Genomic DNA, 23,028 nt, shown 5'->3' with positions numbered 1-23,028 from the left:
GCCGACACTTAGGCCACCCTAATTAACTCGCCGCGCGAAGTGGTACCCGACCCCGGTCTATGCCCTCATAAGGCAGACTTATGACTTCTCAAAGTCCGCCTGGGGTGCCGAACGAGCTCACGGTCAGCAGCGCGAGCGCGACCGTGCCCGCGATCCCGCAGGCCAGCAGGAAGCCGCCGCCGACCGTGCTCACCAGCCGGGCGGAGCGTGGCGAGGGCACGAGCACGTCCCCCGGGTCCTCCCGCGGGTAGAGCGCGGTGATGGCCGCACCGGCCCTGCCGTGCACGAAGATCCGGTAGTCGCCGGTCCCGTCGGGGTAGACGTACGCGCCCGGCGACGTGGCCCGGGTGGCGGTCACCGCGACCCCGTGCCGCTGCAGCCATCGCTCGCGCATGCTCTGCCCGAGCCCGTACGCGCCGGATCCGAGGGCGAGGCAGCTGATGCCGCCCACCGGGATCTCCAGGATGACGACGTCCCAGTGGCCCAGCGATCCCGCGACCACCGCGAGCACGACCAGCGCGAGCAGATAGCCGAGGACGCCCCGCAGCACCCGCCGGGCGAACCGGTGGCGCCACCTCGGGGCCAGCGAGCGGATCGCGGCGAAGCGGGCGCCGTCGACGTCGTCGCTGTCCGTCCGGTTGGCGAGCAGGTCGTTGATCGTGTCGGCGAAGAGGGTCGCCCCGTCCGGGTCGACGTCGTCGATCCGGTGGACGCGCGGTGTCGCCCCGGCCTTCGCCCGCAGTTCGATCAGGACCGTCCCGCCCTCGGCGCGGAGCCGGCCGAGCCCGTCGGCCGTGAAGACGATCTGTTCCGTCGGGAGGTCGAGGACCAGGCCCTCGTTCTCGGCGGACAGGACGATTCCGTCCCGGCCCACGAGGACGGGGAGGGAGGCGATGGGTATCGGCATGAGCGTGATCGTAAAGGCGGGAGCGGGCCCCGGTCAGCCCCTTGCGGCGAACACCGCCAGGGCGACGAGCAGGACGGCCACGGCGGCCACGACCGGCTTCCAGCTGACCCCGCCCCCGGCGGCGGCGGGCTCCGCGGCCCGGGGCGTGCTGGTCGTGACGAGTGCGGCGCCGTCGGGCGCCGGGGTCTCCGGGAGGGCGGCGGTCACGGCGTCCGCGAAGGCGAGCGCGCCGGTCTCGTCGACGTCGGCGACCCGGTAGATCGTCGGCTCGTCGGCCCCGGACGCCGTCAGCACGATCGCGACGGACCGGCCCTCGGCGTGGACGAAGGAGATCGCCGCGAGCGGTATGTGGTGTTCCTTGTCCGGGCGGCGCAGGGTCACCGGCCCGCCCGCGAAGCGGAGAACCGATTCGCCACCGCGCAGGACCAGAGAGGGGGTGGCCGTCATCGTCCGCATTCCTCCGCCGCCGTCGGTCGGTCCCGGGGCGCCGCCGGGCGACAGGACGACGCTCCCGCGCCGATCGTAGGGGCACCGGCCCGCCCGGCACCACGACCGGGCCCGGCGCGCCCGGCCCCGGTGGGGACCACTTCGCGCGCCCCCTTCACGCGCCCCGGCGTGCGCCGGAGCGAAAGCCCGGACCCCGAGAACAATTCCGTGACGGCCCCGGCACGGCCGTTCGAGATTCCCCCGGATTTACGGGACTTCACCGGTTCCACGCGCGACCCGACGGCCGCGAATCGAATTCTCCGCTCGAACATCCCGCCCCGGTGGCGTGCGGGAACGTCCCGAACTCCCTTGGTGCGTCCCACGATTCTACGGATCGCGGGTCACCCGGGAGTGGGGAAGCGGGAAATGGATTCAGAAAGGCATACGTTGGTGAAGGAAGACACCAGGAGAGAACGACCACGGGGGAAGTCGGAGCGGCGCGGCACACGGAGCCGGAAATGCGCGGGAACGGCGCGGAGGGAATACCCCGCCCGGGACCGGCGTCCGGCCCCGCGGCACCGCCGTCCCCGCGGCCGCTCGCTCGCAAGGGACACCGCACGGCGGACCCGCCCGGCGCACCGCCGGGCCCGCACCGCCGGGGAGGAGGGCCGGTCATGACACTGCCGATCGGGGCGTACGTCGTGGAGATCCGCACCGGGCGGGTCGCGAGGGTGATGGGCCACGAGGGCCCGTACGTCCAGATCCGCCCGCTCGGCGGCGGACGCGAATGGGACGTGGCCCCCGAGGAGGTCCGCGAGGCCACCTCCGCCGAGCGCCTCAGCGCCGCCACCGCCCACGCCAACGCCCGCAGCCGCGGCGAGGTCCCCTGACCCCCTCGGCCCCCCGGATTCCGGGACGCGGCCGGGACCCTCCCCGCGTACGGGAGAATGGCTCCATGAGTCTGTTCCGCGACGACGGCATCGTGCTGCGCACCCAGAAGCTGGGCGAAGCGGATCGCATCATCACGATCCTCACCCGCGGGCACGGACGGGTGCGCGCCGTGGCGCGCGGGGTGCGGCGGACCAAGTCCAAGTTCGGCGCGCGCCTCGAACCCTTCTCCCACGTCGACGTGCAGTTCTTCGCCCGCGGCAGCGAGCTCGTCGGACGCGGCCTGCCGCTCTGCACCCAGAGCGAGACCATCGCCGCGTACGGCGGCGGCATCGTCACCGACTACGCCCGCTACACCGCCGGCACCGCGATGCTGGAGACGGCGGAGCGCTTCACCGACCACGAGGGCGAGCCGGCCGTGCAGCAGTACCTGCTGCTCGTCGGCGGACTGCGCACCCTCGCCCGGGGCGAGCACGCCCCCCACCTCATCCTCGACGCCTTCCTGCTCCGCTCCCTCGCCGTGAACGGCTACGCCCCCTCCTTCTCGGACTGCGCCAAATGCGGACTCGACGGGCCGAACCGGTTCTTCTCGGTCGCGGCGGGCGGCGTCATATGCGGCGACTGCCGGGTCCCCGGAAGCGTCGTACCCTCAGCGGAGGCCATCGGCCTGCTCAGCGCGCTGCTCACCGGCGACTGGGCGACGGCGGACGCGTGCGAGCCGCGTCACGTCAGGGAGGGCAGCGGACTGGTGTCCGCCTATCTGCACTGGCACCTGGAGCGCGGACTGCGCTCCCTGCGGTACGTAGAGAAGAGCTAGGAGATCCATCGCATGGCCATCGCACGACTCCTCGGGCGCCAGCGCCGGGAGTACAGGACCCCCGAGCCGCACCCGTCCGGCGCCCACCCGCCGAAGCTCCAGACCGAGCTCGTGCCGCGGCACGTCGCGATCGTCATGGACGGCAACGGCCGCTGGGCGAAGGAGCGCGGCCTGCCGCGCACCGAGGGCCACAAGGTCGGCGCCGAGCAGGTCCTCGACGTGCTCCAGGGCGCGCTCGAGATGGGCGTCGGCGCGATCTCCCTGTACGCCTTCTCCACCGAGAACTGGAAGCGCTCCCCCGAGGAGGTGCGCTTCCTGATGAACTTCAACCGCGACTTCATCCGCAAGACCCGCGACCAGCTCGACGAGCTCGGCATCCGGGTGCGCTGGGTGGGCCGCATGCCCAAGCTGTGGAAGTCGGTCGCCAAGGAGCTCCAGGTCGCCCAGGAGCAGACCAAGGACAACACGAAGCTCACGCTGTACTTCTGCATGAACTACGGCGGCCGCGCGGAGCTCACGGACGCGGCGCAGGCGCTCGCGGAGGACGTGAAGGCGGGCCGCCTCGACCCGGCGAAGATCACCGAGAAGACGGTCCAGAAGTACCTCTACTACCCGGACATGCCGGACGTGGACCTCTTCCTGCGGCCCAGCGGCGAGCAGCGCACCTCCAACTACCTGATCTGGCAGAGCGCGTACGCCGAGATGGTCTTCCAGGACGTGCTGTGGCCCGACTTCGACCGCCGCGACCTGTGGCGGGCCTGCGTCGAGTACGCCCAGCGCGACCGCCGCTTCGGCGGGGTGGACCCGGCGGACCTCGCCGTCCTCGACAAGGCGTGACGCTACGATCCGGCGGGTGAACGGGACACCGCACGACTCCACGGTCCACGACCGGATCGAACTCGCCTACCCGGCCGCCCTCGTGGACGTGCGCGAGGCGGTACGGATCAGCCTCGGGGCGGCCCGCTGGTGGCGGGTGCTGCGCGGCGTCGCCTACGGCACCTCGGTCCTCGCCTTCCTGATCGCCGCCCTGGAGCTGCTGCTCCCCGGCGAGCCGGACGCGGGGACCGTGGCCGAGATGGCGGGGCTCGGCGCCGGCCTCGTCGTCCTGGTCCGCCTGATGCCCTGGGCGGTCGCCCGGACCTTCCTCCGGGCCGCCCGCGCCCAGGGCGGCGACGCCAGGGCCGTCGTCGACGCCGAGGGCGGCCGGTGGACCTCCCGGGACACCGACACCGTCATCCGCTGGGCGATGCTGCCGCGGTACGTGGAGACCGACCGGCTCTTCGTCCTGCTCACCCCCCGCCGGGCGGGCACCGGCTTCGCCTACCTGCCCAAGCACGGTCTCGCCGATGCGGCCGACGCCGACCGGCTCCGGGCCCTCCTGGACCGGCACAGCAGCCGCGTGTGACATGCGTGTGGGGCCCGTACCGGAAGTCTGTCCGGTAAGGGCCCCACACGTATGTCAGGTCACTTCGCCGCGCACTCCGCGCAGGTGCCGAAGATCTCGACGGTGTGCGCCACGTTCACGAAGCCGTGCTCGGCCGCGACCGACTCGGCCCACTGCTCCACCATCGGGCCCTCGACCTCGACGGCCTTGCCGCAGGCGCGGCAGACCAGATGGTGGTGGTGGTCGTCGGACGAGCAGCGGCGGTAGACCGTCTCGCCGTCGCTGGTGCGCAGCGCGTCCACCTCGCCCGCGTCCGCCAGCGACTGGAGGGTGCGGTAGACGGTGGTCAGGCCGACGGAGTCGCCGCGGTGCTTGAGCATGTCGTGCAGTTCCTGGGCGCTGCGGAACTCGTCCACCTCGCTCAGTGCTGCCGCCACCGCGGCCCGCTGCTTGGTGGAGCGGCCGCGTACGGGGGGTCCTGCCGTCGCCACGGGGGCCTCCTTGGATGCTTGTCTGCCCCCGCCATTCTGCCAGTCCCCCGTCCCCCCGGGTTCAGTCGCGGCTCACCCGTGGCTCATACCTTCACGTCGTCCGTGGTCCGCCGGCTGCCCGGGACGCAGCGGGCGTCGCAGTCCTCGTTGGCCTGAGCGGCGGCCTTCGCCCGTCGCTTGGCGAGCGGGGTGGCCAGCAGCGTCAGGACGACGAAGACCCCGATCGCGTACAGGACGATCGTCGCGCCGGGCGGGACGTCCTGGTAGTACGAGGTGACCGTGCCGGCCAGGGTGACCGTGATCCCGGTCGCCACGGCGAGGACGAAGGTCGCCCGGAAGGACTTCGACAGCTGCTGGGCCGCCGCCACCGGCACCACCATGAGCGCGCTGACCAGCAGCAGGCCCACGACCCGCATGGCGACCGTGACGGTCACGGCGGCGGTGACGGCGATGAGCAGGTTCAGGGCGCGCACGGGCAGTCCGGTGACGCGGGCGAACTCCTCGTCCTGGCTGACGGCGAAGAGCTGCCGCCGCAGACCGACCGTGACCAGGACGACGAAGGCCGCGAGGACGCTGATCGCGGTGACGTCCTCGGTGGAGACCGTGGACAGCGACCCGAAGAGGTACGAGCTGAGGTTGGCGTTGGAGCCGGTCGGCGCCAGGTTGATCAGCAGGACGCCGCCCGCCATGCCGCCGTAGAAGAGCAGCGCGAGCGCGAGGTCGCCGCGGGTCTTGCCGTACGCCCGGATCAGCTCCATCGCGACCGAGCCGGCGACGGCGACGGCGGTGGCCATCCAGACCGGGCTGGAGTTCAGCAGGAAGCCGAGGCCGACGCCGGTCATGGCGACGTGCCCGATGCCGTCACCCATCAGTGCCTGGCGGCGCTGGACGAGGTAGATGCCGACGGCGGGCGCGGTGATGCCGACGAGCACGGCCGCGAGCAGCGCCCGCTGCATGAAGGCGGGTTCGAGGAAGTCCATGTCAGGTCAGCAGTCCCGTGCGGAGCGGCTCGCCGGCCGCGTGCGGATGTACGTGGTCGTGGCCGGGCAGCGCGTGCTGGCCGAGGGCCTCCGGCGGCGGCCCGTCGTGGACGACGCAGCCGTCGCGGAGCACGATCGCGCGGTCGATGAGGGGCTCCAGGGGGCCCAGCTCGTGCAGGACGAGGAGGACCGACGTGCCGCCGGCGACCTGCTCGCGCAGGGTCGCGGCGAGGATCTCCTGGCTGGCGAGGTCCACGCCGGCCATCGGCTCGTCCATGATCAGCAGTTCGGGTTCGGAGGCGAGCGCGCGGGCGATCAGGACGCGCTGGTGCTGGCCGCCGGAGAGCGCGGAGACGGAGTCGCCGGCGCGGTCGGCGAGACCGACCAGCTCCATGGCCCGGTGGACGGCGGCCTTGTCGGCCTTGCCCGGCAGGCCGAAGCGGCGGCGGGCGAGCCGGCCGGAGGAGACGACCTCGCGGACGGTGGCGGGCACGCCGGAGGCGGCGGTGGTGCGCTGGGGCACGTAGCCGACCCGGGACCAGTCGCGGAACCGCTTCCGCTCGGTGCCGAACAGCTCGATGGTGCCGCCGGTCAGCGGGACCTGGCCGATGATCGCGCGGACGGCGGTGGACTTGCCGGAGCCGTTGGCGCCGAGCAGGGCGGCGACCTCACCGCGCCGGACGGTGAGGTCGACGCCCCGGAGGACGGGGCGGGCGCCGAGGGCCGCCGTGGCTCCGCGGACGGAAATGACGGGCTCGTCGCTCACGAGTGCCTCCTGCGTGCGGGGGTGGATCACTTGGCGCCGAGGGCCTTCTTCAGCGCGGCGAGGTTCGACTGCATGACCTCGATGTAGTCATCGCCCTGGGAGGCGTCCGTGATTCCCTCCAGCGGGTCGAGGACGTCGGTCTTCAGGCCGGTGTCCTGCGCGAGGGTCTTCGCGGTCTTGTCGCTGGCGAGGGTCTCGAAGAAGACGGTGGTGACCTTCTCGGCCTTCGCGACGTCCTGGAGCTCCTTGACGCGGGCGGGGCTCGGCTCGGACTCGGGGTCCATGCCGGAGATGCCCTCCTGGTCCAGGTGGTAGCGCTCGGCGAGGTAGCCGAAGGCGGAGTGGGTGGTGATGAAGGTCTTCGTGGCGGTGTTCTTCAGACCCGTCTCGAACTGCGTGTCGAGGGCGCCGAGCTTCTCGATCAGGGTGGCGGTGTTCTTCTCGTAGTCCGCCGCGTGGGCCGGGTCGGCCTTCGCGAAGGCGGCGCCGACGCCCTTGGCGACCTCGGCGTACTTGACGGGGTCGAGCCAGATGTGGGGGTCGTTCCCGGCCTCGGAGCCGTGGTCGTGGCCCTCGTGGGACTCCTCGGCGGCGTGCTCCTCGCCGTGGGCCTCCTCGCCCTCGTGGGCGTGGCCCTCGCCGGCCCCGGTGCCGTGGGCTTCGAGGGTGGTGAGGGTGGCGGCGTCGATCGTGTGCTTCACGCCGGCCTGGGCGATGGCCTCGTCGACGGCGGGCTGGATGCCCTTGAGGTAGAGGAGCACGTCGGCGTCGGCGAGCTCGCCGATCTGCCGCGGCTTGAGCTCCAGGTCGTGGGGTTCGACGCCGGGCTTGGTCAGGGTCTGGACGGCCACGTGGCCGCCGCCTATCTGCTCGGCCAGGTACTGCATGGGGTAGAACGAGGCGACGACGTCCAGCTTGCCGTCCGTCCCCTTGTCGGCGGCCGACGAGCTCCCGCCGCAGGCGGAGAGGGTGACGAGACCGAGGGCGACGGCTCCGGTGACGGCGGTGGCGGGTATCAGACGGCGTACGTTCATGACACTCATTTTCAACAAAACTGGAAACGGTTGTCAATTGCCCGACTTGTGGTACGGGCCACGCCGACCGCCCGGCCACCGGGCGCCGAACCGATTTGATACGGGGGGTGCGGGCGCCGGTAACCTGTGGCATTCGCACTTCGTCGTCGTAATGAAGAGAGCACCGTGGCCGCCGACAAGATCGACACCATCGTCAGCCTGAGCAAGCGCCGTGGCTTCGTTTTCCCCTGCAGTGAGATCTACGGCGGTCAGCGCGCCGCCTGGGACTACGGGCACCTGGGCGTCGAGCTCAAGGAGAACATCAAGCGCCAGTGGTGGCGTTACATGGTCACCTCGCGCGAGGACGTCGTCGGCATCGACTCGTCGGTCATCCTGGCGACCGAGGTGTGGGAGGCGTCCGGTCACGTCGCCACCTTCACCGACCCCCTGACCGAGTGCACCTCCTGCCACAAGCGCTTCCGCGCCGACCACCTGGAGGAGGCGTACGAGGAGAAGCACGGCCGCCTCCCCGAGAACGGCCTCGCCGACCTCAACTGCCCCAACTGCGGCAACAAGGGCACCTTCACCGAGCCGAAGAACTTCTCGGGTCTGCTCTCCACCCACCTCGGCCCGACCCAGGACTCCGGCTCCGTCGCGTACCTGCGCCCCGAGACCGCCCAGGGCATCTTCACCAACTTCGCCCAGGTGCAGACGACCGCGCGCAAGAAGCCCCCGTTCGGCATCGCGCAGATGGGCAAGTCCTTCCGGAACGAGATCACTCCGGGCAACTTCATCTTCCGGACCCGCGAGTTCGAGCAGATGGAGATGGAGTTCTTCGTCAAGCCGGGCGAGGACGAGCAGTGGCAGGAGTACTGGATGCAGCAGCGCTGGAACTGGTACACCGGCCTCGGTCTCCGCGAGGAGAACATGCGCTGGTACGAGCACCCGCAGGAGAAGCTCTCCCACTACTCCAAGCGCACCGCCGACATCGAGTACCGCTTCCAGTTCGGCGGCAGCGAGTGGGGCGAGCTGGAGGGCGTCGCCAACCGCACCGACTACGACCTGACGGCGCACTCCAAGGCGTCCGGCGCCAACCTGATGTACCACGAGCAGGAGTCCGGCGAGCGTTACACGCCGTACGTCATCGAGCCCGCCGCCGGTGTCGGCCGCACCATGCTCGCCTTCCTCCTCGACGCGTACACCGAGGACGAGGCCCCGAACGCCAAGGGCGTCATGGAGAAGCGCGTCGTGATGCGCCTCGACCACCGCCTGGCCCCGGTCAAGGCCGCGGTCCTCCCGCTCTCCCGCAACCCGCAGCTCTCCCCGAAGGCCAAGGGCCTCGCGGCGGACCTGCGGCAGAACTGGAACATCGACTTCGACGACGCCGGCGCCATCGGCCGCCGCTACCGCCGCCAGGACGAGATCGGCACCCCGTTCTGCATCACCGTCGACTTCGACACCCTCGACGACAACGCGGTGACCGTGCGCGAGCGCGACACCATGAAGCAGGAGCGCGTCTCCCTGGACCAGATCCAGGGCTACCTGGCCAGCCGCCTCATCGGCTGCTGACCCCGGTCGCACGCACGGGAAAGCCCCCGGTTCCGTTCCCGGAACCGGGGGCTTTCCCGTGTCCGCCGCCGGTCAGGCCCTCAGCGCGCGCTGCACCAGGGCGACCACCGCGTCGAAGGCGGCCCGGCTGTCGGGGGCCGACCACTCGGCGGCGTGCGCCGGGTTGTGGAAGCGGTCGGTGGCGTCGAAGACGGCGCGGGCCGTGGCCGGGAGCTCCGCCTCCGGGGTGGTGAAGACCCCGGCGCGGCGGCCGTCGGCGAGGATCTCGGCGATCTGCTCGACCAGGTGCTCCTCGTGCCGGTCGACCACCGCGCTGTTCTCGCCGATCAGCACCTGGAAGGTGGCCATCAGCTCCGGGTCGCCGCCCGCCTTCTCGCGCTTGAGGGCGAAGAGGGCGGTGAGCCAGCCGGTCAGCCGCGCGTCGGCCGGCTCCGCCGAGGCCACGTACGGCCGGAGGGCTTCGATGGTCCGCCGCAGCCACCGCTCCGTGACCGCCTCGCGCAGCGCCGCCTTGGTGCGGAAGTGGCGGTAGACGCTGCCGTGGCTCACGCCGAGGGCCCGGGCCACGTCCACGACCGTGGCCTTGGCGGGGCCGTACCGGCGCAGCACCTCCTCGGTGGCTTCGAGGATGCGCTCGGCGGTGAGGGATTCGGTGGCGGCCATGGACTGACAGTACCTGTCAGTGCTCGCTGTCCAGGTGGGCCATCTGCGCGGCCGGGTAGCGCTCGCCGGCGGCGGCGCCGGCCGGGACGGCCTCCTCGACGGCGGCCAGGTCGGCCGCGTCGAGGGTGACGTCGAGCGCTCCGAGCGCCTCGGTGAGCCGGGCCCGGGTGCGGGCGCCGACCAGCGGCACGATGTCGTCGCCCTGCGCGAGGGCCCAGGCGATGGCGGTCTGCGCCACGGAGACGCCCTTGGCCTCGGCGACGGCCCGCAGCCGGTCCACCAGGTCGAGGTTGCGGTGCAGGTTCTCGCCCTGGAAGCGGGGGCTCATGCCGCGGAAGTCGCCGGGGGCGAGCGCCCGGTCGCGGGTGAAGTGGCCGCTGATCAGGCCGCGGGAGAGGACTCCGTACGCGGTGACGCCGATGCCCAGCTCGCGGGCGGTCGGCAGGATCTTCTCCTCGATGCCCCGGGAGATCAGCGAGTACTCGATCTGGAGGTCCGCGATCGGGGCGACGGCGGCGGCCCGGCGCAGGGTGTCCGCGCCGACCTCGGAGAGGCCGATGTGCCGGACGTGCCCGGCCTCCACCAGCCCGGCGATGGCGCCGACGGTCTCCTCGATCGGCACGTCGGGGTCGACGCGGGCGATCCGGTAGACGTCGATGTGGTCGGTGCCGAGCCGCTGGAGCGAGTACGCGGCGAAGTTCCGCACCGCGTCCGGGCGCCCGTCGTAGCCGGTGAAGCCGCCCTCGACGGTGCGGAGCGCGCCGAACTTCACGCTGGTCAGGGCCTGCTCGCGGCGGCCGGCCGGGGCGGTGCGCAGGGCCTCGGCGATGAGCAGCTCGTTGTGGCCCATCCCGTAGAAGTCGCCGGTGTCCAGGAGGGTCACGCCGGCCTCCAGGGCCGCGTGGATGGTCGCGATCGACTCGGCGCGGTCGGCCTCGCCGTACAGCGCGGACATGCCCATGCAGCCGAGACCGAGCGCGGAGACGGCGGGGCCGGTGGTGCCGAGGGTGCGGGTGGGAAGCATGGCGGTCTCCTGAGGGGAGGAAGGGGAGGGGTGCCCTACAACCATGACATGAGCGATGACAGATTTCAATATCTGTCATTCGATGGACGGGAACGCGCCTCGATGGCCGGGGAAAACCGGATGCACCGCGCCGAACCGCCCCGCTACCGTGCGGCACATGCATGCACACCTCCCGATCTACGAGTGAGAGCGGCGCCGCTCCGGCGGACCACCGACGACCCACCGCACACCTCACCGAAGGGGAGAACCCCATGGCCAAGAGCCGCAACAACCTCCTCGGCGTCGGCGGACAGCGCAAGAAGCTGTCCCGCGCCGAACAGCAGGGCGCGAGCAGGAGCCGCGCCGCCGACCGCCGCTCCGCGGAGGACCAGAAGCAGGACCTCCTGAAGAAGATGCGCGAGCGCACCCAGGGCGCCGGCGCCTCCGAGGAGTAGACCCACCCCGAAGGGCCCGGACCGCACACCCGCGGCCCGGGCCCTTCGCCGTCTGCTCAGCCCGCCGCCCTCGGCAGCCGGAGGGCGAACAGCCCCGTCAGCAGCGCCAGCCCCAGCTGCACCAGCAGGGTCGTCGCCAGCGCGGTCCCCATCGAGCCCGACGCCGCCAGCGACAGGAAGAGCGAGCCCAGCGTCGCCACCCCCAGCGCCAGCGCCGACTGCTGCGTCGTCACCATCACCCCGCTGCCCACCCCCGCCCGGTCCGCCGGGACCTCGGCGAGCACCACCCGGAAGAGCACCGGCAGCTGGAGCCCCTGGCCGAGCCCGGCCACCGCCATGCCCGGCGCCAGCGTCCACGGGGTGACGTCCGGCCAGGAGGACCAGGCCGTCCACGCCATCATCCCGAGGCCGGCCGCCTGGAGGACCGCACCCGCCGGGATCACCCGGGTGCCCCAGCGGGCCACCAGCCGGGGGCCCGCCAGGGAGGCCGCGAAGAAGGCCAGGGCCATCGGGGCGAGAGCCGCGCCCGCGGCGACCGGGCCCAGGGCCAGCCCCTGCTGCAGGGCCACCGCGACCACCAGGATGAAGCCGCCGAAACCGCCCGAGAGGGGCAGGGTGAGGGCGAGGCCCCGGCGGAGCGGCACCAGGCGGAGCAGGGACGGCGGGACCAGCGGGGTGCCGCCCCTCCGCTCCACGCGCCGTTCCGTCCGCCAGAACGCCGCCGCCAGGAGCGGGAACGCGGCGAGCGCCCCCCACGTCCACAGCGGCCACCCCGCGGCCCGGCCCTCCGTCAGCGGGGCCAGCAGCGACACCAGGGCCAGCGCCAGGAGGACCGTCCCCCGCACGTCCAGCGGCGCCGGAACCGCCGCCCGGGTCTCCGGGACCGTGCGGAGCGCCAGCGGCAGGGCGAGCAGCACCGCCGGCACGTTCACCAGGAAGACCGCCCGCCAGCCGAGCCCCGCCACGTCCGCGGCGACCAGCAGGCCGCCCAGGATCTGGCCGGAGACGAACGCGAGCCCGGTGGTCGCCCCGTACAGGCTCATCGCCCTCGCCCGCCGGGCGCCCGCCGTCGAGGAATGAAGGGTCGCGAGCACCTGCGGCAGCAGCAGCGCCGCCGCGGCACCCTGTGCCACCCGCGCCGCGACCAGGGCCCAGGCGTTCGGCGCGAGCCCGCAGAGCAGGGACGTCACGCCGAAGGCCACCAGGCCCGCCAGGAAGAGCCGCCGCCGGCCGAAGAGGTCGCCGAGCCGGCCGCCGAGCACCAGCAGCACCGCGTACGCCAGGCCGTACCCGGCGACGAACAGTTCGAGGAGCGCCTCGCCCGCGCCGAGGTCACGGCCGATGGACGGCAGGGCGACGTTGACGATGAAGAAGTCGACCAGGGGCAGCGCGGCCCCGAGGAGGACGGTGAACAGGCCCAGCGAGCCGAGAGCCGGTGCCGGGGCGGTACGGAGGAGGGAACGGGGACGGGCGCGGGAGGGGCGGGTCGTCGTGGTCACGGTTCGACCCTCGGCCCCCCGCCCGCCTGGTACCAGAGTCTCCTCATCCTGGTATCAGAACTGCCTGGCACCGGGGTCCGCCGGCGGGCACGCTGGGACCATGAGCATCGTCGTGACGACCGGGCCCGAGGTCCGGCGGCGGGAACTCGCCGCCTTCCTGCGCAGCCGCCGCGAGCGGGTCACCCCCGAACAGGTCGGCCTGGTCCGGGGCCGCCGGCGCCGCACCCCCGGCCTGCGCCGCGAGGAGGTCGCCCAGCTCTCCGCCGTCGGCGTCACCTGGTACACCTGGATCGAGCAGGCCCGGGACATCCAGGTCTCCCCGCAGGTCCTCGACGCCCTCGCCGGGGCGCTCCTCCTCGACCCCGCCGAGCGCGCCCATCTCTTCGCCCTCGCCGGACAGCCCGACCCCCGGCCCGGCACCCCCGGCCCGGCCGTCACCCCCGCCGTGCGCGCCCTGCTCGACCGGCTGGAGCCGGTGCCCGCCGCCCTCCAGAACAGCCGCTTCGACATCCTCGCCCACAACCGCGTCTTCGGGCGGCTCTTCCGCGACCTCGACGTGCTGCCGCCCGAGGACCGCAACACGCTCTGGCTGGCCTGCACCGACCCGGAGTTCCGGGCCGCCGTCACCGACCCGGACCTGATCGCCCGCCTCGCGGGCAAGCTGCGCGCCCGGATGGCCGGGTGCCTGGCCGAACCGGCCTGGAAGCGGCTGGTCCAGCGGCTCGAGGCGGCCTCGCCCGAGTTCCGCGAGATCTGGGCCCGGCACGACGTGGTCTCCTCCGAGAACACGGCCAAGGTCATCCGGAACCCGCTCGTCGGGCCGCTGAGCTTCGAGCACACCAACCTGTGGCTCCAGCCCGGTCCCGGACCCGTCCTCGTCACGTACGTGCCGCTGGACGAGGAGACGCGGGCCGGCTGCGCCCGGCTGCTGGAGCTGGTGGCGGCGGAGGGGGAGTCGCGGGCCGCCGCCTGAGTTCACCCGTCCGGGTACGGGACAATGGGGCCATGACCGCGTTCTCCCCCCTCTCCATCGGCCCGCACGTCGTGCAGCCCCCGGTGGTGCTCGCGCCCATGGCCGGCATCACCAACGCCCCCTTCCGGACCCTCTGCCGCGAGTTCAGCGGCGGCAAGGGCCTCTTCGTGAGCGAGATGATCACGACCCGGGCGCTGGTGGAGCGCAACGAGAAGACCATGCAGCTCATCCGGTTCGACGCGACGGAGCAGCCGCGCTCGATCCAGCTGTACGGGGTGGACCCGGTCACCGTCGGCAAGGCGGTGCGGATGATCGTCGACGAGGACCTCGCCGACCACATCGACCTGAACTTCGGCTGCCCGGTGCCCAAGGTGACCCGCAAGGGCGGCGGCTCGGCGCTGCCGTACAAGCGGCCGCTGCTGCGGGCGATCCTGCACGAGGCCGTCACGAACGCGGGCGACCTGCCGGTCACCATGAAGATGCGCAAGGGCATCGACGACGACCACATCACCTACCTGGACGCGGGCCGGATCGCGGTCGAGGAGGGCGTGACGGCGATCGCCCTGCACGGGCGGACGGCGGCGCAGCACTACGGCGGTACGGCCGACTGGGACGCGATCGCGCGGCTCAAGGAGCACGTGCCGGAGATCCCGGTGCTGGGCAACGGCGACATCTGGTCGGCGGACGACGCGGTGCGGATGATGCGCGAGACCGGCTGCGACGGCGTGGTCGTGGGCCGTGGCTGCCTGGGCCGGCCGTGGCTCTTCGCGGACCTGGTGGCGGGCCTGGAGGGCACCGGCGGGTACCGGACGCCGGGGCTGCGGGAGGTCGCGGAGGTGATGGTGCGGCACGCGACGCTGCTCGGCGAGTGGATCGGCGACGAGTCGCGCGGTGTCATCGACTTCCGGAAGCACGTGGCCTGGTACCTGAAGGGCTTCTCGGTCGGTTCGGAGATGCGCAAGCGCCTCGCGGTCACCTCGTCCCTGGACGAGCTGCGCGCTCAGTTGAGCGAGCTGGACCTGGACCAGCCGTGGCCGGTGGGTGCGGACGGTCCCCGGGGCCGTACGTCCGGAAACAACCGGGTCGTCCTGCCGGACGGCTGGCTGAAGGACCCGTACGACTGCGCCGGAGTGAGCGAGGACGCCGAGCTGGACACGTCCGGGGGCTGAGATTTTCGGCCTTCCGGGGGAGTGATCCTCGCCACCCCTGAGGGGGGTGGTGCTCAGATGAGCAGGTTACGAACGGATGCACCACCTGAAGGGGTGGCACTGGGTGCCACCCCTTTTGTGTTCAAGAGTTGAACGCAAATGCGCATGGAAGCCGCTCATGTGAGCGCGTTGTCCCTGGTTTGGGTCAAGCGGGCTTCGGGGCGTGAAAGCGGAAGCTTCGCGTCGGTAACTTTCGAAGTGCTGGCGGACGGGTGGTTACGCCCGCGTGACCGGTAGGCGTACCTCCCCAGAAGCCTTCGATCTGGGTATGTTCCTCGCCGTCAGGGCAGCCAACCGAGTCGTCGAGGAGTCGAGACCCGTGTCGGAAAACAATGATCAGAAGTTCGTGTACGACTTCACCGAGGGCAACAGGGACCTGAAGGACCTGCTCGGTGGCAAGGGGGCCAACCTCGCCGAGATGACCAACCTCGGCCTCCCGGTCCCTCCGGGCTTCACGATCACCACCGAGGCGTGCAAGGTCTACCTCGAGTCCGGCTCGGAGCCGGCCGCCCTGCGCGACGAGGTCTCGGCCCACCTCGACGCCCTTGAGCGGCAGATGGGCAAGAAGCTCGGCCAGGCGGACGACCCGCTGCTGGTCTCGGTCCGCTCGGGCGCCAAGTTCTCCATGCCGGGCATGATGGACACGGTCCTCAACATCGGCCTCTCCGACGAGTCCGTCACCGGCCTCGCCCGCCAGGCCGACAACGAGCGCTTCGCCTGGGACTCGTACCGCCGCCTCATCCAGATGTTCGGCAAGACCGTGCTGGGCGTCGACGGCGAGCACTTCGAGGACGCCCTCGACGAGGCCAAGGCCGCCAAGAAGGTCGCCAGCGACACCGACCTGGACGCCGAGGACCTCAAGAAGGTCGTCGAGCGGTTCAAGGAGATCGTGAAGGCCGACACCGGCCGCGACTTCCCGCAGGACCCGCGCGAGCAGATGGACCTCGCCATCGAGGCCGTCTTCAACTCCTGGAACACGGACCGCGCCAAGCTGTACCGCCGCCAGGAGCGCATCCCGGGCGACCTCGGCACCGCCGTCAACGTCTGCTCGATGGTCTTCGGCAACCTCGGCCCGGACTCCGGCACCGGCGTCGCCTTCACCCGCGACCCCGCCTCCGGCCACCAGGGCGTCTACGGCGACTACCTGCAGAACGCGCAGGGCGAGGACGTCGTCGCCGGCATCCGCAACACGGTGCCGCTGGCCGACCTCGAGTCGATCGACAAGAAGTCGTACGACCAGCTCATGCAGATCATGGAGACGCTGGAGACCCACTACAAGGATCTCTGCGACATCGAGTTCACCATCGAGCGCGGCCAGCTCTGGATGCTCCAGACCCGCGTCGGCAAGCGCACCGCCGGTGCCGCCTTCCGGATCGCGACCCAGCTGGTGGACCAGGGCCTGATCGACGAGGCCGAGGCGCTCCAGCGCGTCACCGGCGCCCAGCTCGCCCAGCTGATGTTCCCCAAGTTCGACGAGGACGCCAAGGTCGAGCAGATCGGCCGCGGCATCGCCGCCTCCCCGGGCGCGGCCGTCGGCAAGGCCGTCTTCGACTCGTACACGGCCGTCAAGTGGTCCCGCTCCGGCGAGAAGGTCATCCTGATCCGCCGCGAGACCAACCCGGACGACCTGGACGGCATGATCGCCGCCGAGGGCATCCTGACCTCGCGCGGCGGCAAGACCTCGCACGCCGCCGTCGTCGCCCGCGGCATGGGCAAGACCTGTGTCTGCGGCGCCGAGGAGCTGGAGGTCGACACCAAGCGCCGCCGGATGACCACCGCCTCGGGCGTGGTCGTCGAGGAGGGCGACGTCGTCTCCATCGACGGCTCCACCGGCAAGGTCTACCTCGGTGAGGTACCCGTCGTGCCGTCCCCGGTCGTCGAGTACTTCGAGGGCCGCATGCACGCCGGCGCCGACGACGCCGACGAGCTGGTCCAGGCCGTCCACCGGATCATGGCCTACGCCGACCGCGTCCGCCGGCTGCGGGTCCGCGCCAACGCCGACAACGCCGAGGACGCCTCCCGCGCCCGCCGCTTCGGCGCCCAGGGCATCGGCCTCTGCCGCACCGAGCACATGTTCCTCGGCGAGCGCCGCCAGTACGTCGAGCGCCTGATCCTCGCCGACACCGACGCCGAGCGCGACGAGGCCCTCAAGGCCCTGCTGCCGCTCCAGAAGACCGACTTCGTCGAGCTCTTCGAGGCGATGGACGGCCTGCCGGTCACGGTCCGTCTGCTCGACCCGCCGCTCCACGAGTTCCTGCCCGACATCACCGAGCTGTCGGTGCGCGTCGCCCTCGCCGAGTCCCGCAAGGAGCCGCACGAGAACGACCTGCGCCTGCTGCAGGCCGTGCACCGGCTGCACGAGCAGAACCCGATGCTGGGTCTGCGCGGTGTGCGCCTCGGCCTGGTCATCCCCGGCCTGTTCACCATGCAGGTCCGGGCGATCGCCGAGGCCGCGGCGGCGCGGATCGACGCCAAGGGCGACCCGCGCGCCGAGATCATGATCCCGCTCGTGGGCACCGTCCAGGAGCTGGAGATCGTCCGCGAGGACGCCGAGAAGGTCATCGCCGAGGTCGTGGCGGAGACCGGCGTGGAGCTGAAGCTGGCGCTCGGCACCATGATCGAGCTGCCCCGCGCGGCCGTCACCGCCGGCCAGATCGCCGAGGCCGCCGAGTTCTTCTCCTTCGGCACCAACGACCTCACGCAGACGGTCTGGGGCTTCTCCCGCGACGACGTGGAGGCCAGCTTCTTCACCGCCTACCTCGAGAAGGGCATCTTCGGCGTCAGCCCCTTCGAGACCATCGACAAGGACGGCGTCGGCTCGCTGGTCCGCTCCGCGGTCCAGGCCGGCCGGGCCACCCGCCCCGACATCAAGCTCGGCGTCTGCGGCGAGCACGGCGGCGACCCGGAGTCGGTGCACTTCTTCCACGAGGTCGGCCTCGACTACGTCTCCTGCTCGCCGTTCCGGATCCCGGTGGCGCGTCTGGAGGCGGGCCGCGCGGCGGCCGAGGCGAAGGGCAGCGACAGCCGCTGACCCGAGGGGCCCGCGGGCCCCGACAAGCCCCCGGGGCCGCCGTCGGCCATCCCTTCCGAACCCTCACCGGCGGACGGCGGTCCCGGATCCGAAAGAGACGGGACGGACACCTTGTGCGGAGGTGTCCGTCCCGTCGTTTTCACGTCAGATTCATGCGCAATTACGTCCGCATTGAATTATTGGAAATTGAACGTCTGTGTTTGCGGACGTTTCGGCTGTGGCCCCCGGATCCCCACCCGGGGGCCACACCCTTTTCACGGTGTCGGGCAGGTGAGCCGCAACCCTCGCCGACCGCCGCCGGACGGGGCAAAGCCCCCCACGGTCTTCACCACGTCACCTCGGTCCTGAAGGTTTCCTGCCCGACCCGCACAGCATTTCCGTTGGGCCGTGTTCGCCGCGATGCTTTTCAACTGTGGCTGAAACACCCTGGTAACGTGCAGTGATGGAGTGCATACTCGATCGCGGGGTGGTTGCGAGTGCACAGGTGGGGACTTCATGCTTCGTATTCATTTCACCGCGGGCGATCTGGCGGGGGTGCGGATCGCCGCCCGTCCTGACGTCCTGTGGGAAACGATTCTCAGCTTTCACCGTTTAAGGGACCGGCGCGGCCCGGTGGTGTTCGGCGGATGGCGTACGGAAACCAGGGCGCGGCTCGGCGGGGAGACCCGGCTGCTGGCGGCGCTGGTCCCGAGCCGCGGCTATTTCCCCGATTTCCTCACCCCGGCGGAGGGCCTCCACGGCCTCGACGACGGGCTCCAGGCGGTCCGCGCGACCGCACCCGGCCGGCTCCGCTCGGAGCTGACCCTGCTGGCCGCCGACCGGAGCGGCGGCCGCACCGTGCCGCACTCGCTGCGGGCCCTCGCCGACGGCGGCCCGGAGCCCTTCGACCGGCTGCTCGGGGCGCTGCGCAGCTACCACCGGGCGGCCGTGGAGCCGTACTGGCCGCACATCCAGGCCCGGGTGGAGGCGGACCGGGCCCGGCGCGGGCGGGCCGTCCTCGACGGGGGCGCGGAGGAGCTGCTCGACTCGCTGCCGCCGATGCTGACCTGGCGGGCGCCGGTCCTGGAGGCGGCCTACCCGGTCGACCGGGACGTGCACCTGGACGGGCGGGGGCTGCTGCTCCAGCCGTCGTACTTCTGCCGGGGCACGCCGGTGATGCTGCGGGATCCGGCGCTGCCGCCGGTGCTGGTCTATCCGGTGACCCACGGGGAGTCGCCCACGGTCCGCCCGCCGGGCGTCTCCTCGCTGGCGAAGCTGGTGGGCCAGACCCGAGCGGAGGTCCTCCAGGCCATCGGGGACGGCGGGACGACGAGCGAGCTGGCGCGGCGGGCCGGGGTGTCGCTCGCCTCGGCGAGCCAGCACGCGGGCGTGCTGCGGGAGGCGGGCCTGATAGCGACCCTCCGGCACGGGAACGCGGTGCTGCACACGCTGACGCCGCTGGGCGCCGCGCTCCTCGGCGGAGGCGGGGCCCAGCGGCGCGGGGAGGTGCGCTGTTACGCCCGGAACGGGCCGGTCACCTCGTAGGTGATGCCGCCCGAGGAGCTGCCGGTGGTGCCGCGCTGGCTGGAGAAGTACAGCCGGCTGCCGTCGGGGGAGAAGGCGGGGCCGCAGATCTCGGAGGAGGACTGGCCGGTGATCCGCAGGAACGGCGCCACGACGTCGTCCGGCGTGATCAGGCAGATCTCCATGTTGCCGCCGTCCTCGGCGATGAACAGGTCGCCGGAGGAGGAGCCGGTGACGTTGTCCACGCCGGTGAGCGGGGCGGCGCCGCCGGGCACCAGCGAGTCGTCGTAGGCGAGCTCGTAGGTGTTGTTGGCGAGGTTCAGCTGCCAGAGGCGGTTGTCGCCCTTGGTGGTGAACCAGACGGTGTCGTTGGCGTAGTGGCAGCCCTCGCCGCCGTTGAAGACCTTGGCGCCGGAGACCTGGTAGCGGGTCGCGGTGGGGGAGCCGTCCGGGTCGGGGACGTTCGCCCAGGAGAAGGAGCCCGAGGTGCCGGACCCGGCTGTGAGGACCTGGAGGGTGCCGGAGGAGAGGTTGCCCCAGGTGCTGGGCACGAACCGGTAGAAGCGGCCGTCCGACTTGTCCTCGGTCAGGTAGACCACCCGGCGCACCGGGTCGGCGGCGGCGGCCTCGTGGTTGAACCGGCCCATCGCGGCCCGGCGGACGGCGGCGTTCACGCCCCACGGGTCGGTCTCGTAGACGTAGCCGGTGTCGACCTCCTCGCAGGAGAGCCAGGTGTTCCACGGGGTCTTGCCGCCCGCGCAGTTGCGGTTGGTGTTGGACAGGATCCGGTAGGCCGAGGTGACGTTGCCGGACGCGTCGAACCTGATCGCGCTCGCGCCGCCGGTGCTGGAGATCTCCGAGTTGGAGACGTAGATCCAGCCGGTGCCGTCGGCGTAGCAGGCGCCGCCGTCGGGGGCGTTGTGCCAGGTGTACGAGGTGCCGGGGACGGTCTGTCCCGAGCGGGCGACGATCCGGCTGGTGAAGCCGGCGGGCAGCATGATGCCGTTCGCGTTCGCGGGGCCGAGCGCGCCGTAGGGGCCGGCGCCGGGCTGGGCGGGGGCCGCGTAGGCGGCGCCCCGCATCAGGGTGCCGCCGAAGGCGGCCGCCGATGTGCCGATGACCGCTCCACGCAGGAAACTGCGTCGCTCCACGTCTTCTCTCCAGGGGTGTGTGACCGCCCGCCGCACGGTCAGCGGCGGGGCCGCGCGAGGGGAATCTAGGAGGGCGGAATTGACTGTGCATCAACAAACGGTGACGGGGAAGGGGCGGGCGCGGGGCGGGGGAGTCGGTGTCGGAGCGGGGCGCTAGGTTCGCGCCATGACGATCACCGCACAGTTGCTCGGATCGGTACGGCTGCCGGGTGGGAGGGCCGTGGTCGACGACTTCCACGAGGCCCGTGCCGACGGCACCCGGCGCCTCCTCCTGCGCCAGGGCGCCGATCTGGAGGTCCACGACGTGGCGGCGCTGTGCGCCGGGGAGACCTCGCCGCTCGCCGTCGTCCCCCTGCCCTGGCCCGGCTGGGACTGCGGCGTGCACTCGGCCGCACCCGACGGCTCCTTCGTCGTCTTCTCGGGGCAGCGGTCCGTCCGCGCCGTGGCGGTCGGCGGGGGCGCGCTGTGGGAGTACCGGCACGGCTGCTGGGGCCCGGAGCTCGACCACGAGCACAGCGGCGACGAGCAGCAGGTGTGTCCCGGCAGCGAGCACGGGTCCGTCCGGGTCTCCGACGACGGCCGGCTCGTCTGGGCGCACGTCGTCGCCGCGGACACGGAGTACCAGGAGCTCTGGGTCGTCCTCGACGCGCGCGACGGCCGCGAACTGGCCCGCGTCCCGCTGACCGACAGCTACGCCTCCGGATCCCACCACCAGTCGCTGCCCGACGGCGCGCACATGGCGCTCTGCGTCGGCATGGGCCAGGACGGGATCCTGCTGTACTGGGCCCGCCGGGACGGCGAGGACCTCGTCGTACGGGACCTCAACGAGGGCCTCGACCGGATCCTGCTCGACGTCCACCCCGAGAACGGCCGGTTCCTGACGGTCGAGCACTACGGCGCCGACCTCCAGCTCCACGACCTGGACGGCACCCTCCTCGCCGAGGCGGAGCCCACCGGCCCCGGCCCGGACCGCTGGGACTGGTGCGCGGGCTTCGTCGACGCGGACACCGTCCTCGGCTCCACCGGCCACGAGTACGGCACCGACGACCCCGTACGCCACGCGCTCCTGGACGCGGCGACCCTGAAGCCCCTGGGGCGGCTCGGCTACCCCGGCGCCGTCACCGGCTACGTCCGCCCCCTCGGCGACGGCACCTGGCTCACCTACGACCAGGTGAGCGGCACCCTCAGCCGCTGGACTCGAGCAGCGTCCTGAGCGCGGTCAGCCGGTCGCGCCAGAACTCCTTGTACGCCGCCACCGCGTCCGCGTCCGGCAGCTTCAGGTGGCCGAGGCCCACCAGGGTCTTCGTGTCGCCCTTCGGCGTGAGATGGACCGAGATCCGGCTCGGACCGCCCTGCCAGTCGGCCGTGAGCGACTTCCCGGAGCGGTGGGTACGGAGTTCGAGCCCGCCGTCCGGCAGCCAGCGGCGGCGCAGCTCCGGGTCGACGAAGGCGTCGGTGACCCGGGCGGCGGGCGCGGCGACGGTCCTGCTCGCGCTCGCCTGCCAGTCGCCGTCGCCCGACTGGCCCACCTCCCGCAGGCCCCGCTCCTGCTCGTAGCCGACGGTCACCGACTGGGCGTGCCAGCCGCCGACGCCCTCGTCCTCGACCAGGTGGCGGGCGATCTCGGTGTGGCCGCGGTCGGCCGCGCCCCAGGCGTCGAGCCGGGCGAACCACTCCGCCCAGCCCCGGCCGGTGGCCGCCGTCAGGGCCTCGTCCGACAGCTTCTCGGTGATGCGCCTGCCACTGCTCATATCCCCGAAGATAGCCACGGACGGGACCTTCGGCACTGGGGGGCGGGGGGTCGCGACCGGCAGACTGGGCCTATGCGCGAGACCCGGGAGCTCACCGACATCGGCGGCCGCGACGACCTCGACGTGCTGTTGCGCCGTTTCTACTCGGCCGCCTTCGCCGATCCCCTCATCGGCCCGTTCTTCACGGAGGTCGCCGGCACCGACCTGGAGGTCCACCTCCCGCGCATCGCCGACTTCTGGGAGCGCGCCCTCTTCCGTACCGCCGCGTACGCCCGGGACGCCTTCGCCCCGCACGCGGCACTGCACTCCGCCCGGCCCCTCACCCCCGCCCACTTCGGGCGGTGGGTGCAGCTCTGGCACGCCACGCTGGACGGGCTGCACCGGGGGCCGCTCGCGGACCGGGCCAAGGCGATGGGGGAGCGGATCGCCCTCTCGATGATGAAGCGGCTCGGCGGTCCGGGCGCGGAGGCCGAGGCGGCGGCCGGCGGGACCGGCGGCTTCGTCCCGCTGGCGGCGCTCACGCTGCGCTCGGCCGCCTGATCGAAAAAAC

Annotated in this window: 23 protein-coding genes; 12 read left to right on the top strand and 11 right to left on the bottom strand. The window is 72.2% G+C overall.

The features are described from left to right. Positions 1-88 precede the first annotated feature (88 nt). A complete protein-coding gene (locus IF73_RS0108120) occupies positions 89-907 on the bottom strand; it encodes a hypothetical protein (protein ID WP_031005030.1) in 819 nt (272 codons plus the stop codon). A gap of 33 nt (positions 908-940) precedes the next feature. Further along, entirely contained in the window at positions 941-1,354 is a 414-nt protein-coding gene (locus tag IF73_RS0108115) for a hypothetical protein (RefSeq protein ID WP_031005028.1), read from the bottom strand. Between the two features lie 653 nt (positions 1,355-2,007). Between IF73_RS0108115 and IF73_RS0108110 the strand changes: the two genes are divergently transcribed. The 4 genes from IF73_RS0108110 (at position 2,008) to IF73_RS0108095 (ending at position 4,443) form a co-directional block, all read left to right on the top strand. Then, entirely contained in the window at positions 2,008-2,223 is a 216-nt protein-coding gene (locus IF73_RS0108110; RefSeq protein ID WP_031005026.1) for a hypothetical protein, read from the top strand. 65 nt (positions 2,224-2,288) lie between these two features. Next, on the top strand, positions 2,289-3,038 hold the full coding sequence (gene recO / locus IF73_RS0108105; RefSeq protein WP_031005024.1) for a DNA repair protein RecO: 750 nt from the start codon (positions 2,289-2,291) through the stop codon (positions 3,036-3,038). Between the two features lie 12 nt (positions 3,039-3,050). Next, entirely contained in the window at positions 3,051-3,875 is an 825-nt protein-coding gene (locus IF73_RS0108100) for an isoprenyl transferase (RefSeq protein ID WP_031005022.1), read from the top strand. Between the two features lie 16 nt (positions 3,876-3,891). Continuing rightward, entirely contained in the window at positions 3,892-4,443 is a 552-nt protein-coding gene (locus IF73_RS0108095) for a YcxB family protein (RefSeq protein WP_031005021.1), read from the top strand. Between the two features lie 59 nt (positions 4,444-4,502). On the opposite strand, the gene IF73_RS0108090 is transcribed toward IF73_RS0108095, so the two are convergent. The 4 genes from IF73_RS0108090 to IF73_RS0108075 form a co-directional block, all read right to left on the bottom strand. Beyond that, positions 4,503-4,913, bottom strand: coding sequence for a Fur family transcriptional regulator (locus IF73_RS0108090; protein WP_031005019.1), 411 nt, complete (start codon positions 4,911-4,913; stop codon positions 4,503-4,505). Between the two features lie 83 nt (positions 4,914-4,996). Beyond that, positions 4,997-5,893: a metal ABC transporter permease gene (locus IF73_RS0108085; RefSeq protein ID WP_031005017.1), complete on the bottom strand. Its 897-nt coding sequence runs from the start codon at positions 5,891-5,893 to the stop codon at positions 4,997-4,999. Position 5,894: 1 nt separating this feature from the next. Further along, complete coding sequence (locus IF73_RS0108080) at positions 5,895-6,659, bottom strand: metal ABC transporter ATP-binding protein (protein WP_107049212.1); 765 nt, start codon at positions 6,657-6,659, stop codon at positions 5,895-5,897. Positions 6,660-6,685: 26 nt separating this feature from the next. Further along, positions 6,686-7,693 (bottom strand): metal ABC transporter substrate-binding protein, encoded by a 1,008-nt coding sequence (locus IF73_RS0108075; protein ID WP_031005013.1) that lies wholly within the window; start codon positions 7,691-7,693, stop codon positions 6,686-6,688. A gap of 165 nt (positions 7,694-7,858) precedes the next feature. Between IF73_RS0108075 and IF73_RS0108070 the strand changes: the two genes are divergently transcribed. Beyond that, a complete protein-coding gene (locus IF73_RS0108070) occupies positions 7,859-9,241 on the top strand; it encodes a glycine--tRNA ligase (RefSeq protein ID WP_031005011.1) in 1,383 nt (460 codons plus the stop codon). A gap of 72 nt (positions 9,242-9,313) precedes the next feature. Here the strand turns inward: IF73_RS0108070 and IF73_RS0108065 are convergent, their stop codons facing one another. Next, on the bottom strand, positions 9,314-9,904 hold the full coding sequence (locus IF73_RS0108065) for a TetR family transcriptional regulator (RefSeq protein ID WP_031005009.1): 591 nt from the start codon (positions 9,902-9,904) through the stop codon (positions 9,314-9,316). Positions 9,905-9,920: 16 nt separating this feature from the next. Further along, positions 9,921-10,928, bottom strand: a complete 1,008-nt coding sequence (locus IF73_RS0108060; RefSeq protein WP_031005007.1) for an aldo/keto reductase — start codon at positions 10,926-10,928, stop codon at positions 9,921-9,923. 251 nt (positions 10,929-11,179) lie between these two features. Between IF73_RS0108060 and IF73_RS0108055 the strand changes: the two genes are divergently transcribed. Then, a complete protein-coding gene (locus IF73_RS0108055; protein WP_031005005.1) occupies positions 11,180-11,362 on the top strand; it encodes a DUF6243 family protein in 183 nt (60 codons plus the stop codon). A gap of 56 nt (positions 11,363-11,418) precedes the next feature. Here the strand turns inward: IF73_RS0108055 and IF73_RS0108050 are convergent, their stop codons facing one another. Continuing rightward, positions 11,419-12,861 carry an MFS transporter gene (locus tag IF73_RS0108050; protein WP_031005003.1) on the bottom strand — a complete coding sequence of 481 codons (1,443 nt, stop codon included), beginning with the start codon at positions 12,859-12,861 and terminating at the stop codon, positions 11,419-11,421. A gap of 100 nt (positions 12,862-12,961) precedes the next feature. Between IF73_RS0108050 and IF73_RS0108045 the strand changes: the two genes are divergently transcribed. The 4 genes from IF73_RS0108045 to IF73_RS0108030 all read left to right on the top strand — a co-directional run bounded on the left by IF73_RS0108045 (position 12,962) and on the right by IF73_RS0108030 (position 19,597). Beyond that, positions 12,962-13,834 carry a helix-turn-helix domain-containing protein gene (locus IF73_RS0108045; protein WP_031004995.1) on the top strand — a complete coding sequence of 291 codons (873 nt, stop codon included), beginning with the start codon at positions 12,962-12,964 and terminating at the stop codon, positions 13,832-13,834. A 32-nt stretch (positions 13,835-13,866) separates the two neighbouring features. Next, a complete protein-coding gene (gene dusB / locus IF73_RS0108040) occupies positions 13,867-15,003 on the top strand; it encodes a tRNA dihydrouridine synthase DusB (RefSeq protein ID WP_031004993.1) in 1,137 nt (378 codons plus the stop codon). Positions 15,004-15,361: 358 nt separating this feature from the next. Next, positions 15,362-18,073 (top strand): pyruvate, phosphate dikinase, encoded by a 2,712-nt coding sequence (gene ppdK, locus IF73_RS0108035; protein ID WP_031004991.1) that lies wholly within the window; start codon positions 15,362-15,364, stop codon positions 18,071-18,073. Between the two features lie 495 nt (positions 18,074-18,568). Then, the gene (locus tag IF73_RS0108030) at positions 18,569-19,597 is read left to right on the top strand and encodes an ArsR/SmtB family transcription factor (RefSeq protein ID WP_031004989.1); all 1,029 of its coding nucleotides are present in this window, start codon (positions 18,569-18,571) and stop codon (positions 19,595-19,597) included. Here the strand turns inward: IF73_RS0108030 and IF73_RS0108025 are convergent. Further along, positions 19,567-20,727 (bottom strand): alkaline phosphatase PhoX, encoded by a 1,161-nt coding sequence (locus IF73_RS0108025; RefSeq protein WP_031004987.1) that lies wholly within the window; start codon positions 20,725-20,727, stop codon positions 19,567-19,569. The two genes, IF73_RS0108030 and IF73_RS0108025, sit on opposite strands and share 31 nt — an antisense overlap. A 166-nt stretch (positions 20,728-20,893) precedes the next feature. Here IF73_RS0108025 and IF73_RS0108020 point away from each other — a divergent pair, with 166 nt between their 5' ends. Further along, complete coding sequence (locus IF73_RS0108020; RefSeq protein ID WP_031004985.1) at positions 20,894-21,940, top strand: hypothetical protein; 1,047 nt, start codon at positions 20,894-20,896, stop codon at positions 21,938-21,940. Here the strand turns inward: IF73_RS0108020 and IF73_RS0108015 are convergent. After that, a complete protein-coding gene (locus IF73_RS0108015) occupies positions 21,912-22,478 on the bottom strand; it encodes a hypothetical protein (protein ID WP_051716616.1) in 567 nt (188 codons plus the stop codon). The two genes, IF73_RS0108020 and IF73_RS0108015, sit on opposite strands and share 29 nt — an antisense overlap. Positions 22,479-22,550: 72 nt before the next feature. On the opposite strand from IF73_RS0108015, the gene IF73_RS0108010 reads away from it, so the two are divergent. Further along, on the top strand, positions 22,551-23,018 hold the full coding sequence (locus tag IF73_RS0108010; RefSeq protein WP_031004981.1) for a group III truncated hemoglobin: 468 nt from the start codon (positions 22,551-22,553) through the stop codon (positions 23,016-23,018). The last annotated feature ends 10 nt before the right edge of the window (positions 23,019-23,028 follow it).

This window comes from Streptomyces sp. NRRL F-5727, from assembly GCF_000719555.1.
In the GTDB taxonomy this organism is placed as follows: domain Bacteria; phylum Actinomycetota; class Actinomycetes; order Streptomycetales; family Streptomycetaceae; genus Streptomyces.
The sequence above is the reverse complement of the archived record's forward strand: the minus strand, read 5'-3'. Positions and strand labels throughout refer to the sequence as shown.

Excerpts from the sequence above, each read along its gene's own strand:
- IF73_RS0108120 (WP_031005030.1), bottom strand. The coding sequence starts at position 907 with ATGCCGATACCCATCGCCTCCCTCCCCGTCCTCGTGGGCCGGGACGGA.
- IF73_RS0108115 (WP_031005028.1), bottom strand. The coding sequence starts at position 1,354 with ATGACGGCCACCCCCTCTCTGGTCCTGCGCGGTGGCGAATCGGTTCTC.
- IF73_RS0108110 (WP_031005026.1), top strand. The coding sequence starts at position 2,008 with ATGACACTGCCGATCGGGGCGTACGTCGTGGAGATCCGCACCGGGCGG.
- recO (WP_031005024.1), top strand. The coding sequence starts at position 2,289 with ATGAGTCTGTTCCGCGACGACGGCATCGTGCTGCGCACCCAGAAGCTG.
- IF73_RS0108100 (WP_031005022.1), top strand. The coding sequence starts at position 3,051 with ATGGCCATCGCACGACTCCTCGGGCGCCAGCGCCGGGAGTACAGGACC.
- IF73_RS0108085 (WP_031005017.1), bottom strand. The coding sequence starts at position 5,893 with ATGGACTTCCTCGAACCCGCCTTCATGCAGCGGGCGCTGCTCGCGGCC.
- IF73_RS0108075 (WP_031005013.1), bottom strand. The coding sequence starts at position 7,693 with ATGAACGTACGCCGTCTGATACCCGCCACCGCCGTCACCGGAGCCGTC.
- IF73_RS0108065 (WP_031005009.1), bottom strand. The coding sequence starts at position 9,904 with ATGGCCGCCACCGAATCCCTCACCGCCGAGCGCATCCTCGAAGCCACC.
- IF73_RS0108060 (WP_031005007.1), bottom strand. The coding sequence starts at position 10,928 with ATGCTTCCCACCCGCACCCTCGGCACCACCGGCCCCGCCGTCTCCGCG.
- IF73_RS0108055 (WP_031005005.1), top strand. The coding sequence starts at position 11,180 with ATGGCCAAGAGCCGCAACAACCTCCTCGGCGTCGGCGGACAGCGCAAG.
- IF73_RS0108045 (WP_031004995.1), top strand. The coding sequence starts at position 12,962 with ATGAGCATCGTCGTGACGACCGGGCCCGAGGTCCGGCGGCGGGAACTC.
- dusB (WP_031004993.1), top strand. The coding sequence starts at position 13,867 with ATGACCGCGTTCTCCCCCCTCTCCATCGGCCCGCACGTCGTGCAGCCC.
- IF73_RS0108030 (WP_031004989.1), top strand. The coding sequence starts at position 18,569 with ATGCTTCGTATTCATTTCACCGCGGGCGATCTGGCGGGGGTGCGGATC.
- IF73_RS0108020 (WP_031004985.1), top strand. The coding sequence starts at position 20,894 with ATGACGATCACCGCACAGTTGCTCGGATCGGTACGGCTGCCGGGTGGG.
- IF73_RS0108015 (WP_051716616.1), bottom strand. The coding sequence starts at position 22,478 with ATGAGCAGTGGCAGGCGCATCACCGAGAAGCTGTCGGACGAGGCCCTG.
- IF73_RS0108010 (WP_031004981.1), top strand. The coding sequence starts at position 22,551 with ATGCGCGAGACCCGGGAGCTCACCGACATCGGCGGCCGCGACGACCTC.